The following is a 14,394-nucleotide window of genomic DNA, read 5'->3' as shown; positions in this document are numbered from 1 at the left end:
GAAATCCGGTTAAAGCAGGCCAAACTGTTTTAGTTTCTGGTATAAGGTAGCCCTGGGTATGCCCAACAACTCAGCCGCATTTACCTTATTGTTATTGGTAAGTTTCAGTGCATTTTCGATCATACTTTTTTCAAGTTCCTGAACTGCCTGTTTTAGAGGTTTAATTTTAACTTCTTCTCCGGGCCGAGAATTGACTCTTACCTGCGCCGGTAAATGTTCTAATTTTATAATATTGCCGTCTGCAATAACCATAGCCCTTTCTAATACATTCTCGAGCTCCCGCACATTTCCCGGCCAATCGTATGCCACAAGGGCTTCCATAGCCTCATCGGAAATAATTTTGGGGGAAACCCGTTTTTCTATCGACATCTTTTCCATAAAATGCCCGATTAAAAGCGGAATATCCTCTTTGCGTTCCCTGAGGGCCGGAACATAAATGTTTAAAACATTAAGCCGGTAATAAAGATCAATTCTAAACTTACCTCTTTGTACAAGCTGTTTCAACGGTTTATTGGTAGCAGCCAAAATCCTGACATCCATTTCTATGGTATTTGTACCACCTATTCTCTCGAACTGGCGCTCTTGCAATACACGCAGCAATTTGGCCTGCATATTAAGGGGCATATCGCCTATTTCATCAAGCAAAATCGTTCCCCCATGAGCCAGGTCAAATTTACCCGGTTTGCCACCCTTTCTGGCCCCGGTAAAGGCCCCTTCTTCGTAGCCAAACAATTCTGATTCCAGTAAAAGTTCCGGTAAAGCAGCGCAATTTATTCCGATAAATGGCTTGTCCCGGCGGGAACTTAAGTTATGAATGGCCTGTGCAATTACCTCTTTCCCCACACCGCTTTCCCCGATTACCAACACGGTAGAGTTAGTAGACGCCGCCCTTTCAACCAACTGTTTCACTTTTTTCATGGCTAAGCTCTCACCGATAATTGCATCAAGTAAATCCTCGCGGCGCTGCATATTCAGGCGGTTTCGGTAATACTCAATCTCTCCGCGCGATTTATGCAACAGGTAGGGGAAGCACATGTCAATCTCCGCCAGTCCCTGGTAAGCAGCTATAGCCTGTTCCCGACAGGTATCATAACCGCAGGATCCACAGTTCAACTCGTCTTCAGGCCTTATTTTATACGTTAATTTTAAAATTTCTTTAATTTCTTCCTCACTTGGTACTGGATAATCAACATGCCTGTCCACAAAGCGGGTTTTTAAATCCAGCCCGGCGGCGGATATTTTTGCCTGTTCACCAAACCTTCGCGCATAAGCGCCCACCAGGTTGCGCCTGGTAATGAGATCAACATCTGAATCGATTTCCGGTCCATCTATACATCCGTTACAAAACAGGATATCTACAAATCGGGGCATAATTGCACCGGTACTTAAGTTTTTAATTATTTCAAAACAATTTTCCCTTCCTTCTATATTAAAGAACTCCTGATTAGAAAGGTCGAGTTTATAGCCAAGGTTGGCAAGCAACCCCCCAGGTAAGGGGAAAAGCTTGGCCTTGCCGTTGTGCAGAATGTTGGGATTTGATTTAATCTTTTTAAGATCGATGCCTTTTTCGTGAAACATTTTTTTCAGTTCTTTAAAAGTCAGAACCGCATCAATAACACCCCGGCCCCTTAACCGGGCTTCTTCTTTTTTGGCCACACAGGGCCCAATAAATACTACTCTGGCTTTTTTTCGATGCTTTTTAATGTATTTGCCGCAGGCAATCATGGCCGTATCTATGGGCGCCAAATATTTAATCAAATCAGGATAGTGTTTTTCTATCAAACCGACAACGGCCGGGCAGAAAGAACTTATGACCGGAAATTCCGCTTTTTCAATCAGCTTTTTATACTCCGGTATGGTCAGTTGGACCCCCAGGGAAACTTCCTCAACATCGTGAAAGCCCAATTCATAAAGCCCGCTCAATACGTTATCCGCGGGAAATTCCGGAAAGGCTGCCGGAAAAGAAGGCGCAACAATAGCAATAACTTCCTTTTCAACAGCCAAAAAGTATTCTGCTTTACTGATATCGGAAGCAACTTTCTTTGCTTTTTGGGCACAGACCCGCACGCAAGATCCGCAGGCAATGCACCTTTCTTCTATAATTTTGGCCTGTCCCCTGTCAACTTTGATCGCCTTAACCGGGCAGTTGCGGACACAGGCGTAACACCTTTGACACTTCTCACTTATTGTCGTAATAACCGACATATTTTTTCACCTCTACCTGCGTATATTGGCGCCAACAATCTGCAACCGTATATATGAAACAGGTGATATAATGTTTAATTTTTCGACAATATTCGCATAATTCCTTTTCTACATGCTTATATTAATTTCACCACAGCGTGTATAAATCTCCTTTAGCCTACATATAAATATTTGGAGCATTAACAACTTCAGGAGGTTGTAATGTCTTTGCTGAAACCTTTTTTTAACAGTAACAACCGGGCTTTATCCTGCCGGATCCATATGGAAGACCCCGAAGGCAGCAAAAAAATCAGTGATTATTTAAATTCCTGTTTTGCTGAAATCCCTGGTTTTAGTGAGAGACCAAAAGTAGTGGTTTGCATAGGCTCTGACCGCTCCACAGGCGATAGCCTGGGACCTCTGGTGGGCACTAATTTATTAAGAAAAAAAGACCACCCTTTCCAGGTAATGGGTTCCCTGGAAAGTCCGGTACACGCCAGCAACCTCGCTGAATACCTCAAAATTTTGGAAACAATGAATAACCCCGTTATTATGGCCGTTGATGCCTGTCTTGGTAATCTCGACAGTGTCGGGTTCATCAATATAGGCCAAGGCTCTTTAAAACCCGGCGCCGGTGTAAATAAATGCCTGCCTGCAGTGGGCGATTTACATATTACCGGTATTGTAAACGTTGGCGGCTTCATGGAATATTTTGTTCTACAAAATACCCGTCTTAACACCGTTATGAAAATGGCTGAACTTATCAGCGAAGGCCTGGTGATGAGCTGCAGAAATATGCTTGCATGATTTCCCTGCTGTTGGAACAAACTAAAGACAGCGATTTAAAGGGGGAATGATTATGCAGTTGTCTTCCGGCGAACGTTCCATACTGGCTTATTTTCCCAGCAGTTCCACAGCGAAAGAAGCTATGGCTGCTTTAAAAAAAGAGGGAATCAGTGAAATACAGTTGGACAGAGTCAGCCGCTTTGGAGTTAGCCTGGACCGCGAATTTAATAACCCTATAGCCGGACAGGCGGATACTATAACAGGTCTTACACTTTATTCCAGCGACACAGACCAGTACACAAATAACGATGCCCGTGTTCTTATGGCTACCGACCCTTCTGTCAGCGGAATTGGCGCCGATGATTATGGGGTGGCAGGCGGCAAAGCTTTTTTACTGACCGTAGTTACAGACGAACATAATCTGGATAAGGCCGTGGCCATTTTAAAAGAAATGGGAGCTTATTTTTAACCGGTATCGGCTGATCGGAGGGAAAACTGTATGAATAAGAAGACCATTGATAAAACAAAAAACCGGTTGACTTCCAAAATAAAAAATGCTCAGGAAGTCCCGATCTTTTCTCAACAACAAATCAATACGTTTAATTCAAAATACGTGGATAGTTTAGATGAAGTGCTGGCTGTGTTAGATGAAACCAATGTTACTCCGGACTTGAAAAATATGGAGTAAGCTGTTTACAGTGGATTAACTACTTGCTGTTTAAAGCGGCCTCTCTTAAAGCCCGCATAACTTCATAGTCTGTGACCTGGTCAAAAACCATATAATATTGCCCCACAGCATAAAAATCATCAGGAGTAAGAGGACAAACCATTTCATCCAATTCATTGGCCAAAGAGAGTAAAGTATCTTTAGGAGCTACAGGAACAGCAAGAATAAGTTTCCCTGGGTTCCGGCCATTGATTGATTTTATGGCGGCCCGGACAGTATAACCGGTAGCTATGCCATCATCAACTAAGATAACAGTTTTATTAGACAATTCAGGGAAGGGCCTCTGGCCCCGATACCGCTCCATACGCCGGGAAATTTCCTCCCGCACCAGGCCTGCCTCTTCCACCAATTCCTGTTCGGAAATGCCCAGCATGGAAATCAGTCGTTCTTCGCAGATCATAGTCCCATCCTGGGTAATGGCACCAATAGCTACTTCCGGGTTAAAAGGAGCGCCAATTTTCCTTGGTATGATTATGTCCAGGGGGGCATGAAGAGCTTCAGCCACTTCCGCAGCTACAATCACTCCTCCCCGGGGAATACCCAGTATAATACAATCCTCGTTTTTATAATCTTTCAGTAATTCGGCCAACTGTTTGCCAGCCTCCTGCCGATCCCGGTACCTCAATTACTTATTCCCCCATCCCGCTGAATTTACTGTTTAATATGCCCGCAACTTCATGCGGCGAATATCCCTGGGCATTAATCAGCAATACTCCTGATGGGCTGTTTATCCCCATGGTTGTCCCGTCTCCAAAATAGTCTACGGAGTCAAAGCCGGTCAAATCATTGGAAACTCCGGAGTAAACAATAGCATCTACGGGCTCTTCATTTTCCTCAAGACTAACCACGTCATAACCGGAATCCTGCAAAACCCTTTCCGTTTCATAAAGGCCTTTCTGGACTGCAACTTTAAGCGACATATCCCCCAACCTCCTTATTTAGTCAGCAATTTTATTATGTTCACGGAGGGTAGAGGAATATTCCAAAATTCGCTTGACAATTAAATTTAAACAAAAAACCACTCTGATTATTTTCGCTGTAAAGCTATTCTTATAGCTTCCAGCTCTTCGTCGGAAAGTTGATATGTAGAATTGCCGTTTTTTACCGGCTTGGCATAAGTTCTCTGGTCATCCCGGCCAAAAATACTGCTTAATACCACTCCGTCTCCAAATTTATCAAGCAGGGCAACAGCGAAACTCAAATCGCTTCCCGTATCGGCAAAGGCGTTAAAACGGACTACGCCAACCTTTTGGATGGACTTCTCAGTTATGCTTTTCAGCTCCCTGCAAATAGCAGCAATTCCGTTCATCTCTCTTACAACTTCAGCCACCCGTTCCATATGGGCATGGAGAATATCTTCCAGATTCCTATTATCCATGCCCCTGACAAGCTTTTTATACCTTTTGTTTAAATTTATGCACCGGCCCAATAAGATAAAAAACAGTACTAAATTTAACACCCCTAATACAATACTAAAAATTGACAAAAAAGGTCCGTTCATTTCAACAACTTGTATCAAAGTCTCCATAATTTCACCTCTACTGCGATGGGTTATAGGAAATATAAATTCAACAATCCAATATAAAATCCTCTTGGCACAGAAAATTTCTGTGTCTTTGCCTGACCCCCTTAAGTTGACAAAGAAAAAGTCCCCATATTACAATGAAATCAAATCCTCAAGGGGGGTAAATAATGGCTACAAACAACAAACTTTCCGAATTAAAAAATATTGTCGCTGCATTTGATTCCGCGGTTATCGCTTTCTCAGGAGGATGTGACAGTACCTTGCTAGCCAAAGTGGCCCATGATGTTTTGGGTTCTAAGGCATTAGCCGTAACCGCCGTATCTCCAACATATACGCAGGCTGAAATCGAAGAGGCAAAAAAGCTGGCTGATTCTTTGGGACTTAACCATATGATTATATATACCAATGAGTTGGAAAACCCTGATTTCGTATCCAACCCGCCGGAAAGATGCTATTATTGCAAAAAAGAACTGATGTCCCAGCTCCGTGAATTGGCCCGCAGCAAAAACATTGAAATAATCCTGGACGGCGCTAACGCCGATGACCGCCATGATTTCCGCCCGGGGCAAAAAGCCTCCAAGGAATTAGGTGTTCGTAGTCCTCTGCAGGAAGTCGGTTTAACTAAAGCAGAAATACGGTCTTTATCCAGGGAATTAAACCTTCCCACATGGAATAAACCGTCACTGGCCTGCTTGGCTTCACGCATACCTTACGGCACAAAAATAACCAGGGAAAACCTGGACAGAGTTGGTAAAAGCGAAGAATTTTTATTGTCTCAGGGGTTTGTGCCTGTCCGGGTACGGGACTATGGGCCTACTGCGCGGATAGAAATTTTACCTGACCAATTTACCAATATGATTTCTAAAAAAGATGTTGTCCTCCGTAAACTTAAGGAATTGGGTTATATATACATAACTTTGGACCTGGCCGGGTTTCGAAGCGGCAGTATGAATGAAGTTATCAGTAAGGAGCATAAGCTATGGACAGACAATATCTAAAAGATCTGCTGCAAAAAGTCAAAAACGGAACAGTCAGTATTGAGGAGGCTTTAGATTCACTAAAGGTATTGAAATACGAAGATTTAGGCTTTGCCAAGGTTGACCACCATCGTAATTTACGCAATGGGTTCCCCGAGGTAATTTTTGCGCAGGGAAAAACACCGGAACAAGTAGTTGCTATTTTTGCCAAACTGGCCGAAAAAAACAAAAACGTATTGGCCACCCGGGCTTCGCAGGAAATGTATGAGGCTGTAAAACAAATCTGTCCTCAAGCCGTTTACCACCCCGCAGCCCGCTGTATTACCCTGCGGCAAAAAGAGCTTCCCAAACGGCCTGGTTCCATACTGGTCATTAGCGCCGGAACAGCCGACCTGCCTGTAGCAGAAGAAGCGGCTGTTACAGGCGAAATAATGGGAAATACAGTGCTGCGGCTTTACGACGTAGGAGTAGCCGGTATTCACCGTCTGCTGGATAATCATCAACTGCTTTCCCAGGCTTCCGTGATAATTGTGGTCGCCGGCATGGAAGGTGCATTGGCCAGCGTAGTGGGTGGGCTGGTTGATAAACCGGTTTTGGCTGTACCCACCAGCGTGGGCTACGGCGCAAGTTTTGGCGGTATTACCGCCCTTTTGGGCATGCTGAATTCCTGCGCTGCAGGAGTAGCCGTTTTTAATATTGACAATGGTTTTGGCGCTGCCGCCATGGCTTCAAGTATATTACGCTTAAAGGAGTCTTCGGCATGAAAACGCTTTTTCTCGACTGCTTCGCCGGTATAAGCGGCGATATGTTTGTCGGTGCGCTTTTGGATTTAGGCGTTGATTTTAAAAACCTTCAGGAGCAGTTACAAACTGTCCCTGTTAACAACTACCAAATTGCGGCTGAAAAAGTAATCAAGAACGGCATTACCGGCACCAAGTTTTCAGTGTTTACCATAGTTGCCGAAAAACAGCACCGGCATCTGCACCACATACATGATATCATAGATAAGAGCGGCCTTAGCGCTTCTGTGAAAAGACAGGCCATAAAAATCTTTTCTCACCTGGCCGAAGCGGAAGCCAAAATTCATGGCATAACACCTGATAAGGTACATTTTCACGAAGTCGGAGCCGTAGATTCCATAATTGATATTTTATCTGTCCTTATCTGCCTTGAGCATCTGGCTGTTGAAGAAATCATCTGTTCTCCTCTACCGATGGGAAAAGGCTTTGTGCAATGTGCCCACGGTATTATTCCCCTGCCTGCTCCGGCTACACTGGAACTGTTACATGGTTGCCCGGTCACAGAAACGGATATTGAAGGGGAAACGGTTACCCCAACGGGAGCTGTACTTGCAGTAAACTTAGCTAAAAGATTCGGCCCCTTCCCCGCTATGAGTGTTGAAGGCGTTGGATATGGAGCAGGAACAAGGGACGGAGAAATTCCCAACCTGCTGCGGGTTGTGTTAGGCCAGACCCAATCGGCGGCTCCCTTTCAGCAGGATAAAGTGTCAGTCATTACAGCAACTATCGACGACATGAATCCGGAATTTTACGACTATGTTATGAACAGGCTTTTTACTGCCGGAGCCCTTGACGTGACACTTACTCCGTTGCAGATGAAAAAAAACAGGCCCGGCCAACAGCTAACCGTACTTTGCCCGCCTGATAGATTAAATCATCTCGCCAATATCATCCTGCGGGAAACTACTTCCCTTGGCGTAAGGGTGAGAGAAGAGACACGGTTTAAACTGAAGCGGGAATTAAAGGCGGTGGAAACTCCTTTTGGCCCGGTAATGGTTAAACTTGGAAAGTGCCCCGCTACCCAAAAAGTATGGAATATCGCTCCAGAATGGGAAGATTGCCGGCTTTTGGCCGTAAAACACGGGGTTCCGGCCAAAACCGTTTATGACCAGGCCAAATCGGTTGCTATGTCCCTTTACTTAGGTAATGACAAAACCGTTACCACGGAGTACACAGAGGACACGGAGAATTAATTATCAAAGTAAGGTTTATGAGTTATCCAGTAATGAAGTTTCAGTTAGCTCTTAATAAATTTTCTCGATCAGTTTCCTCTGTGCTCTCTGGGCCCTCTGTGGTGATTTTTGCCACAGAGCATAACCAGCTATGTTCTACCGATTACCGGTGAAATCAAACTTCTTCAGCAATCTGTTTGATACCTGCCACGGCTGCTTCAATATCTTTCTCCGTATTAAAATATGAAACACTCAACCGGACCGTTCCCTGTTCCAGGGTTCCCATTGTCCGGTGCGCCCTGGGGGCGCAGTGCAACCCACTCCGGCAGGCAATGTCAAAGACTTTGTCCAGCATAAAGGCAACTTCAGACGAACCGAGCTTTCCTATGTTAAAAGAGAGAACGGGGGCCTGCTTGTTTACATCGGCTGGACCGTAAAGGATCACACCATCTATTTTTTTTAGCCCGTCAATGAGCATCTGCATCAGGTGATTTTCATGTCTTCTAATGACATCGAGCCCTTTATCCATGATAAACCTTATACCCGCGCCCAGTCCGGCCAACCCCGGTGTATTGAGTGTGCCGCTCTCTAACCGGTCGGGCATAATGTCCGGATGCCAGGGAGATTCGGAGTTGCTGCCTGTACCGCCTTCTTTTAACGTTGTTAAATCAACCCCCTCGCGAACATATAACCCACCGGTACCCTGTGGACCATAAAGCCCTTTATGTCCCGGAAAAGCAAGCAGGTCAATATTCATTTTCTCAACATCAATATCGTAAACCCCTGCCGTCTGGGCTGCATCTACCATAAAGGTAATGCCTTTTGCTTTTGCTATTTTCCCCACTTCGGCAACCGGCATCAGTGTTCCCGTTACATTACTGGCATGCGTCATCACTATACATTTTGTATTGGGCTTTAAAGCTTCCGTAAGCTTACCGACATCCAGGAAACCTTCCCTGGAACAGGTAACCTCAGTGTATTCTATACCTTTTTTTTCCAGAACTTTCAACGGCCGGACCACCGAATTGTGTTCCATGGATGTGGTTACTACATGGTCTCCGGGCTGCAGCAACCCTTTTAAGGCAATATTTATTGCCTCTGTTGCGTTGGAGGTAAAGGCTACCCGCAACGGGTCTTTAATATTAAAAAGCTGCGCAACCAGTTCTCTTGTTTCGTAAACAATCCTGCCGGCAGCCAGGGACATTTTATGCCCGCCCCGGCCGGGATTAGCGCCGGCATGGCGAAGGCAATCGGTTACCGCCTGGATTACCTGTTCTGGTTTTGGCCAACTTGAAGCTGCGTTATCCAAATATATCAATTTATTCTTCTCCCTTCCACACCTGCAAAGCTTCCGGAAACGGTTCCAAAGCCCGTTCCAAAAATCCAAAATGCATAGCAAGCAATACGCCATAATTTACGGCTGGTATGCCTAAATTTTTCAGCATATTCAACCTGTATAACATTTCTTTTCTGTTCAACATACAGGCCCCGCAATGTATCACCAGTTTGAATTGCTCTAGGTTATCCGGAAAACCGTAACCGCTCGACCACTCATAGTTTATTTCCCCACCAACAATTTTGTTCACAATGCGGGGTATTTTTATACGTCCTATATCATCAGGCTGCCTGTGATGAGTACATCCTTCGGAAATCAACACCCGATCCCCAGGTTTAAGCCCTTTTATGGCCTTCGCTCCCGCCACGAGAAAGGGCAAATCCCCTTTATACCGGGCATACAAAACAGAAAACCCTGTCAACAAAATATCCGGTGGCACCAGTGGGCCCACTACACCAAAGGCCTGTGAATCGGTAATGACGATTTTAGGTTTCACCTTGGCCAGAACTTCTGCCAGGCTGTTTTCTTTAACCACTACCGCATGACCATCCCTGTCCAAAACGTCCCTGATTGTCTGGACCTGAGGTAAAATGAGCCGTCCTTTCGGAGCGCCCGTGTCTACCGGGACCACCAGCACAGCCATTTCATGGGGACCCAGAATACCATCCAGAATACCAAACGAATCATCGTTTAATAGTTTACTCATTTTCCCCAAAGTTTCTTTTAATTCGTGGATACCTTGCCCCGTTTTTGAACTTACCGGGGTCCACGGTATCCCTTTTCTCGAAAAAAGATTGTCTTCAGGAACCCCAAACTTATCTATTTTTGTTAAAACCCCAATGATTGGGATTTTCTTTTCCATTATTTTATGTAACAAATCTTCGTCAGACTGGTTACTGGAACCGGCATCGACCACAACTAAGGCCAGGTCCGCTTTTCGCAAAACTTCCAGGGTTTTTCCTTTGCGTAACTCCCCCAGGTCTCCGGTATCATCCAATCCCGCTGTATCTATTAAAACTACCGGTCCCAGGGGCAGCAGTTCCATGGATTTATATACCGGATCCGTTGTGGTCCCAGGACAATCGGAAACCACAGCCAGGTTCTGTCCTGTAAGGGCATTGATGAGACTGGACTTTCCTGCATTACGATTGCCAAAAATAGCTATATGTATACGGTCAGCTCTGGGAGTACCCTGCATTTTAAACCTCCTTTAAATAACGGGGCTTTTCTCTCCCCAATTCCTGTATCATACTCAAGGCCCATTCCAAATTAACATCAACTTTGTTATTATAGATACAATAATCCTTTTTATACTCCATGGGGGTCGATACTAACATTATAGTATTTGCTCCCACTGTTAGTCCAGTTTTCTGGGCTTCTTTGTTCAATGTCGCCAGTGCAGTAGTAGAAGGTATAAAAGAATTTCTGCAAACAAGCCTGGCTACGGCCATTGCTTTTAAGGTATCCAAAATATCACCGGCCGGCGCATCTGCCAGGGGAGTCCCCTGCGCAGGAACAAAAGGCCCAATACCAATCATGTGCACTTCCATTTTTTTAAACCAAAGGATATCCCGGGCAATATCCAATGCATTCTGACCGGGCAATCCGATTATATTTCCTGATCCCACTATATACCCTAATTCCTTTAACCACAGGGTGTGCTGCATCCGCTCCTGCAGGTCGTCATCAGGATGAAGTTTTTTGAACAAATCTTCATTGGTGGTTTCAATTTTCAACAAATAGTTGTTAGCCCCTGCTTTGCGGAAGGCCGCGTATTCCCGCCATGGCCTTTCGCCCAGGCTCAGCGTTATACGCATACCTGTTTTATTTTTAATTTCCTTTATTAATCTAACTAGTGAATCCTGATCATATCGATAGTCTTCACCTGACTGCAGTATTACTGTCCTTATGCCCAGTGCAGCCAGGCGACAGGTTTGGTCCACTATTTCAGGCAAGGTCATCCGGTACCTTTTTAAAGCCCAATTGTGTTTGCGCAGACCGCAATAAAAACAGTTCTTTTGACAAAAATTGGAGAATTCTATGGCGGCTCTTATTTCTACCGTATCTCCAATTACTGCTCTTCTTAAGTTATCTGCTGCAGAAAAAAGCCCTGTCAAATCTTCCTTATCCTCAAGTTTAAGTAGGTATTCCAAGTCTTTTTCTTCATATATCAGTTCATTGACAATTTTTCGCAAAACTTGGGTCAGGAATACTTTTTGCCTGAGATTGCCCAAAAGGCGCTCTATTCCTATGTTATCATCCTTGATTAGTTTATCTGTGAGTACATGGTTTTTTCGCAGGATTTCCAGGGCCTGTTTTAAATAAATACTTTCTAACTTCAATGCAGTGCTGCATACAGTACCTGCTGAAGGGGGGACCGGTACCTGGATAACAGGTATACCGTGCCCGGTCAGTAATTTGTGACTTCTGAGCATATGTGATGTTGACGGGCATAAAATCAGATAAAATTCTCTTGCCATTTTGCACACCCAGCCTGCTGTTTTCTAAAAATACAAATCCCGTTCTCCCCGGTTCATTCTTTCAAATCGGCTTTTTAATTCATTGACGAGGGCTTCGTTTTTTAAAAGACACAGTTCTTTACCAATTAGGTTTTCCCCTAGTTTTTTTGTTTCCTGACTTGCATAATCCAGCAAATTCTCTTTAAAGGTAAGCAATGCATTAGGGAGGCACAGCTCCTTAATATCGCCCACTTTAGCCAAAGACATAAACGCTTCACCTGTGCGGTGTCTTCTGTAACATGCTGTACAAAAACTAGGTATGTACCCGTCTTTACATAATGATGCTACAACTTCGTCGAGGCTTCGCGTATCATGAACTTCAAATTGTACATTATTGTCTCCACTGCTGCTGTATCCGCCTGGAGAAGTCGATGACCCGGCGCTGATTTGCGACACCCCAAGGCCCAATAATTCATTTCGCAGTTGTTGACTTTCCCTGGTAGAAAGTATAATACCCGTATATGGTAAAGCCAGGCGCAGAACAGCCACTATAATTTTCAGTTCCTCATCGTCTACCATCCATGGCGTGGTCTGTATTTCAGCGCCAGGCGCTCTCTTTAGTCGCGGCACTGATACTGTATGTGGTCCAACGCCAAATTTTCTTTCCAGGTACTCGGCGTGCTGGCAGAGAGCTAAAACTTCAAATTTATAATTGTAGAGCCCAAACAGCACGCCCATGCCTATATCATCTATACCCGCCTCCATAGCGCGGTCAAAGGCGGATATTCGCCATTGGTAGTCAGATTTTTTTCCGGAAGGGTGATAATATTTATACGAAGGTTGATGATAAGTTTCCTGGAACAATTGATAAGTGCCAATCCCTGCTTCTTTAACCATCCTGAATTCATCCACTGTCAAAGGAGCTACGTTTATGTTGACGCGTCTGATATCAGTGAGGGCATAAATGTCTCCTATCAGGTCCGCAAGATACTCTACTCCGCTTCCGGACGCTTCGCCGGTAACTAATAGCAGTCTCTTGTGGCCTTGTTTTTCCAGTAATTTTACTTCTTCCAGCGCTTCTTCCTTATTTAATTTCCGGCGCTTAATAATTTTATTGTCTTTTCTAAAACCACAGTAAAGGCAGTTATTCCCGCAGTAGTTGGATAAATATAGAGGTGCAAATAACACTATCCGGGTACCGTAAATTTGTTGCTTAACTTTCCCCGCTGTATTAAACAAGAGATGCTTTGTTTCTTCATCCGGAGGAGATAATAGAACAGCCGTTTCTTCTATAAGCAGCCCTTTGCCTTCTGCAGCTTTGCTCAGAACATCAGCATAGTGTTTTTTATCAGGTTTCCTGTGCTCCAAATACATGGCAATTTGTTCTTCACTGATATAATCAGTCATATTATTCACCACTTCAGTCAAAAAATTGTTAACAGCATGTTTCACGTGAAACATTTGTGACGTCCGTTGTGAACCTCCTCTGGGACAAGCCCGGAGGCTTCTCCGCGAAGGTTTCTCAAGTCATCGGAATGCTGCCTGCTAAAGTGCAGGTCTCACGCTTTCCTCGTGAGCTACATCCCGGCATTTATCCGAGAGGCCCGGTCCATGGGCGTCTACTACTTCGCCAAAAGGATACGTAGATACGTTTAAGCGGTTTTTTTGGCATTAATACCATTGGCCACATGTAATCCACCACTGCGGGCAGCTTGCGGCCACTGGTGAATCCGCCGGTTACGCACTTATCCAGAATGCCGCTGGCTCCCTGCACGTCCCGGTGGATGTCGGTGAACCCGCAGGAAAAACTGCCACACCGGTATACGCGCCCGGTTTGTTTGGTGTATTCCCCGCATACCGGGCAGGTACCAGAGGTACTGCGCTCATCCACCGGTATCAGCTCAACGCCGTAACGTTTGAGCTTATATGCCAGCAGGTCACGCAAACTGCCGAAAGCCCACTGGCCAATGCGCTGGTTGTGGCGTCTGCCGCAGTCCCTTTACTGGTGCCCAGCGCCTACTATTTGCCCATAATGTGAACCGCAGATGGTAGAGAGTGAACTAAGGACACTAGGAACGCGGAACGATCAGTACATCTACCCTTTAACACCGCAGGAGCAATGAAACAATAAGTTGTTCACTTTTTCCTTCACCATTACCAAAAAACCGACCGGGAGCCACGCCATTTTTTAAACACAGAATACGCAAATGACACGGATAATTTTTAAAAAGAACAGGTTGTATCATCTCTGGTAATTAATTTTAAGTTGAAAATTAATTGTAAAAGTAAAGTTTATATGTTCTCTGGTCGGAGTTTTAATTAATCGCGTGTAATTTTCTTCTTTTTTTGTCGGGATAGAAGTCAGGCGCGCGCACTTCTCTGAGTAAGCCACGTTTCCTGACGCCCCCCTGCGATCCCGGACGGTCGG

Annotated in this window: 16 protein-coding genes; 7 read left to right on the top strand and 9 right to left on the bottom strand. The window is 44.9% G+C overall.

The window, feature by feature from the left end; translation table 11 throughout:
- Positions 1-9: 9 nt before the first annotated feature.
- Positions 10-2,205, bottom strand: a complete 2,196-nt coding sequence (locus Tfer_RS07360; RefSeq protein ID WP_052217695.1) for a sigma-54-dependent Fis family transcriptional regulator — start codon at positions 2,203-2,205, stop codon at positions 10-12.
- Between the two features lie 201 nt (positions 2,206-2,406).
- Between Tfer_RS07360 and yyaC the strand changes: the two genes are divergently transcribed.
- Genes yyaC through Tfer_RS07345 form a run of 3 tightly spaced genes read left to right on the top strand, consistent with a single transcriptional unit; the run spans position 2,407 to position 3,658 of the window.
- Positions 2,407-2,991: a spore protease YyaC gene (gene yyaC, locus Tfer_RS07355; RefSeq protein ID WP_083436843.1), complete on the top strand. Its 585-nt coding sequence runs from the start codon at positions 2,407-2,409 to the stop codon at positions 2,989-2,991.
- 52 nt (positions 2,992-3,043) lie between these two features.
- Entirely contained in the window at positions 3,044-3,439 is a 396-nt protein-coding gene (locus Tfer_RS07350) for a hypothetical protein (protein WP_052217693.1), read from the top strand.
- Positions 3,440-3,469: 30 nt separating this feature from the next.
- On the top strand, positions 3,470-3,658 hold the full coding sequence (locus tag Tfer_RS07345; RefSeq protein WP_052217691.1) for a hypothetical protein: 189 nt from the start codon (positions 3,470-3,472) through the stop codon (positions 3,656-3,658).
- Positions 3,659-3,677: 19 nt separating this feature from the next.
- Here Tfer_RS07345 and Tfer_RS07340 read toward each other — a convergent pair whose 3' ends face one another.
- The 3 genes from Tfer_RS07340 to Tfer_RS07330 all read right to left on the bottom strand — a co-directional run bounded on the left by Tfer_RS07340 (position 3,678) and on the right by Tfer_RS07330 (position 5,225).
- The gene (locus Tfer_RS07340; RefSeq protein WP_052217689.1) at positions 3,678-4,322 is read right to left on the bottom strand and encodes a phosphoribosyltransferase; all 645 of its coding nucleotides are present in this window, start codon (positions 4,320-4,322) and stop codon (positions 3,678-3,680) included.
- 4 nt (positions 4,323-4,326) lie between these two features.
- Complete coding sequence (locus tag Tfer_RS07335) at positions 4,327-4,617, bottom strand: YkuS family protein (RefSeq protein ID WP_013121814.1); 291 nt, start codon at positions 4,615-4,617, stop codon at positions 4,327-4,329.
- Positions 4,618-4,724: 107 nt separating this feature from the next.
- Complete coding sequence (locus Tfer_RS07330) at positions 4,725-5,225, bottom strand: DUF4446 family protein (protein ID WP_052217686.1); 501 nt, start codon at positions 5,223-5,225, stop codon at positions 4,725-4,727.
- A 164-nt stretch (positions 5,226-5,389) separates the two neighbouring features.
- On the opposite strand from Tfer_RS07330, the gene larE reads away from it, so the two are divergent.
- Genes larE through larC form a run of 3 tightly spaced genes read left to right on the top strand, consistent with a single transcriptional unit; the run spans position 5,390 to position 8,192 of the window.
- A complete protein-coding gene (larE, locus tag Tfer_RS07325; RefSeq protein ID WP_052217684.1) occupies positions 5,390-6,220 on the top strand; it encodes an ATP-dependent sacrificial sulfur transferase LarE in 831 nt (276 codons plus the stop codon).
- On the top strand, positions 6,202-6,963 hold the full coding sequence (gene larB / locus Tfer_RS07320; RefSeq protein WP_052217680.1) for a nickel pincer cofactor biosynthesis protein LarB: 762 nt from the start codon (positions 6,202-6,204) through the stop codon (positions 6,961-6,963). The genes larE and larB overlap by 19 nt, the downstream gene beginning before the upstream one ends.
- On the top strand, positions 6,960-8,192 hold the full coding sequence (larC, locus tag Tfer_RS07315; RefSeq protein ID WP_052217678.1) for a nickel pincer cofactor biosynthesis protein LarC: 1,233 nt from the start codon (positions 6,960-6,962) through the stop codon (positions 8,190-8,192). Before larB ends, larC begins: the two co-directional genes overlap by 4 nt.
- A 154-nt stretch (positions 8,193-8,346) precedes the next feature.
- Here the strand turns inward: larC and Tfer_RS07310 are convergent, their stop codons facing one another.
- From Tfer_RS07310 to Tfer_RS07290, 5 genes are all read right to left on the bottom strand, one after another.
- The gene (locus Tfer_RS07310; RefSeq protein WP_052217676.1) at positions 8,347-9,489 is read right to left on the bottom strand and encodes an aminotransferase class V-fold PLP-dependent enzyme; all 1,143 of its coding nucleotides are present in this window, start codon (positions 9,487-9,489) and stop codon (positions 8,347-8,349) included.
- 1 nt (position 9,490) lies between these two features.
- Positions 9,491-10,705: a [FeFe] hydrogenase H-cluster maturation GTPase HydF gene (gene hydF / locus Tfer_RS07305; protein WP_052217674.1), complete on the bottom strand. Its 1,215-nt coding sequence runs from the start codon at positions 10,703-10,705 to the stop codon at positions 9,491-9,493.
- A gap of 1 nt (position 10,706) precedes the next feature.
- Complete coding sequence (hydE, locus tag Tfer_RS07300) at positions 10,707-11,987, bottom strand: [FeFe] hydrogenase H-cluster radical SAM maturase HydE (protein WP_083436842.1); 1,281 nt, start codon at positions 11,985-11,987, stop codon at positions 10,707-10,709.
- Positions 11,988-12,011: 24 nt separating this feature from the next.
- Positions 12,012-13,427 (bottom strand): [FeFe] hydrogenase H-cluster radical SAM maturase HydG, encoded by a 1,416-nt coding sequence (gene hydG / locus Tfer_RS07295; RefSeq protein ID WP_083436841.1) that lies wholly within the window; start codon positions 13,425-13,427, stop codon positions 12,012-12,014.
- A gap of 130 nt (positions 13,428-13,557) precedes the next feature.
- A complete protein-coding gene (locus Tfer_RS07290) occupies positions 13,558-13,863 on the bottom strand; it encodes a zinc ribbon domain-containing protein (RefSeq protein ID WP_242843563.1) in 306 nt (101 codons plus the stop codon).
- Between Tfer_RS07290 and Tfer_RS16920 the strand changes: the two genes are divergently transcribed.
- On the top strand, positions 13,747-14,004 hold the full coding sequence (locus Tfer_RS16920; protein WP_242843564.1) for a hypothetical protein: 258 nt from the start codon (positions 13,747-13,749) through the stop codon (positions 14,002-14,004). The genes Tfer_RS07290 and Tfer_RS16920 overlap by 117 nt on opposite strands.
- The last annotated feature ends 390 nt before the right edge of the window (positions 14,005-14,394 follow it).

The sequence above is a fragment of the Thermincola ferriacetica genome (assembly GCF_001263415.1).
Taxonomy (GTDB): domain Bacteria; phylum Bacillota; class Thermincolia; order Thermincolales; family Thermincolaceae; genus Thermincola; species Thermincola ferriacetica.
The sequence above is the reverse complement of the archived record's forward strand: the minus strand, read 5'-3'. Positions and strand labels throughout refer to the sequence as shown.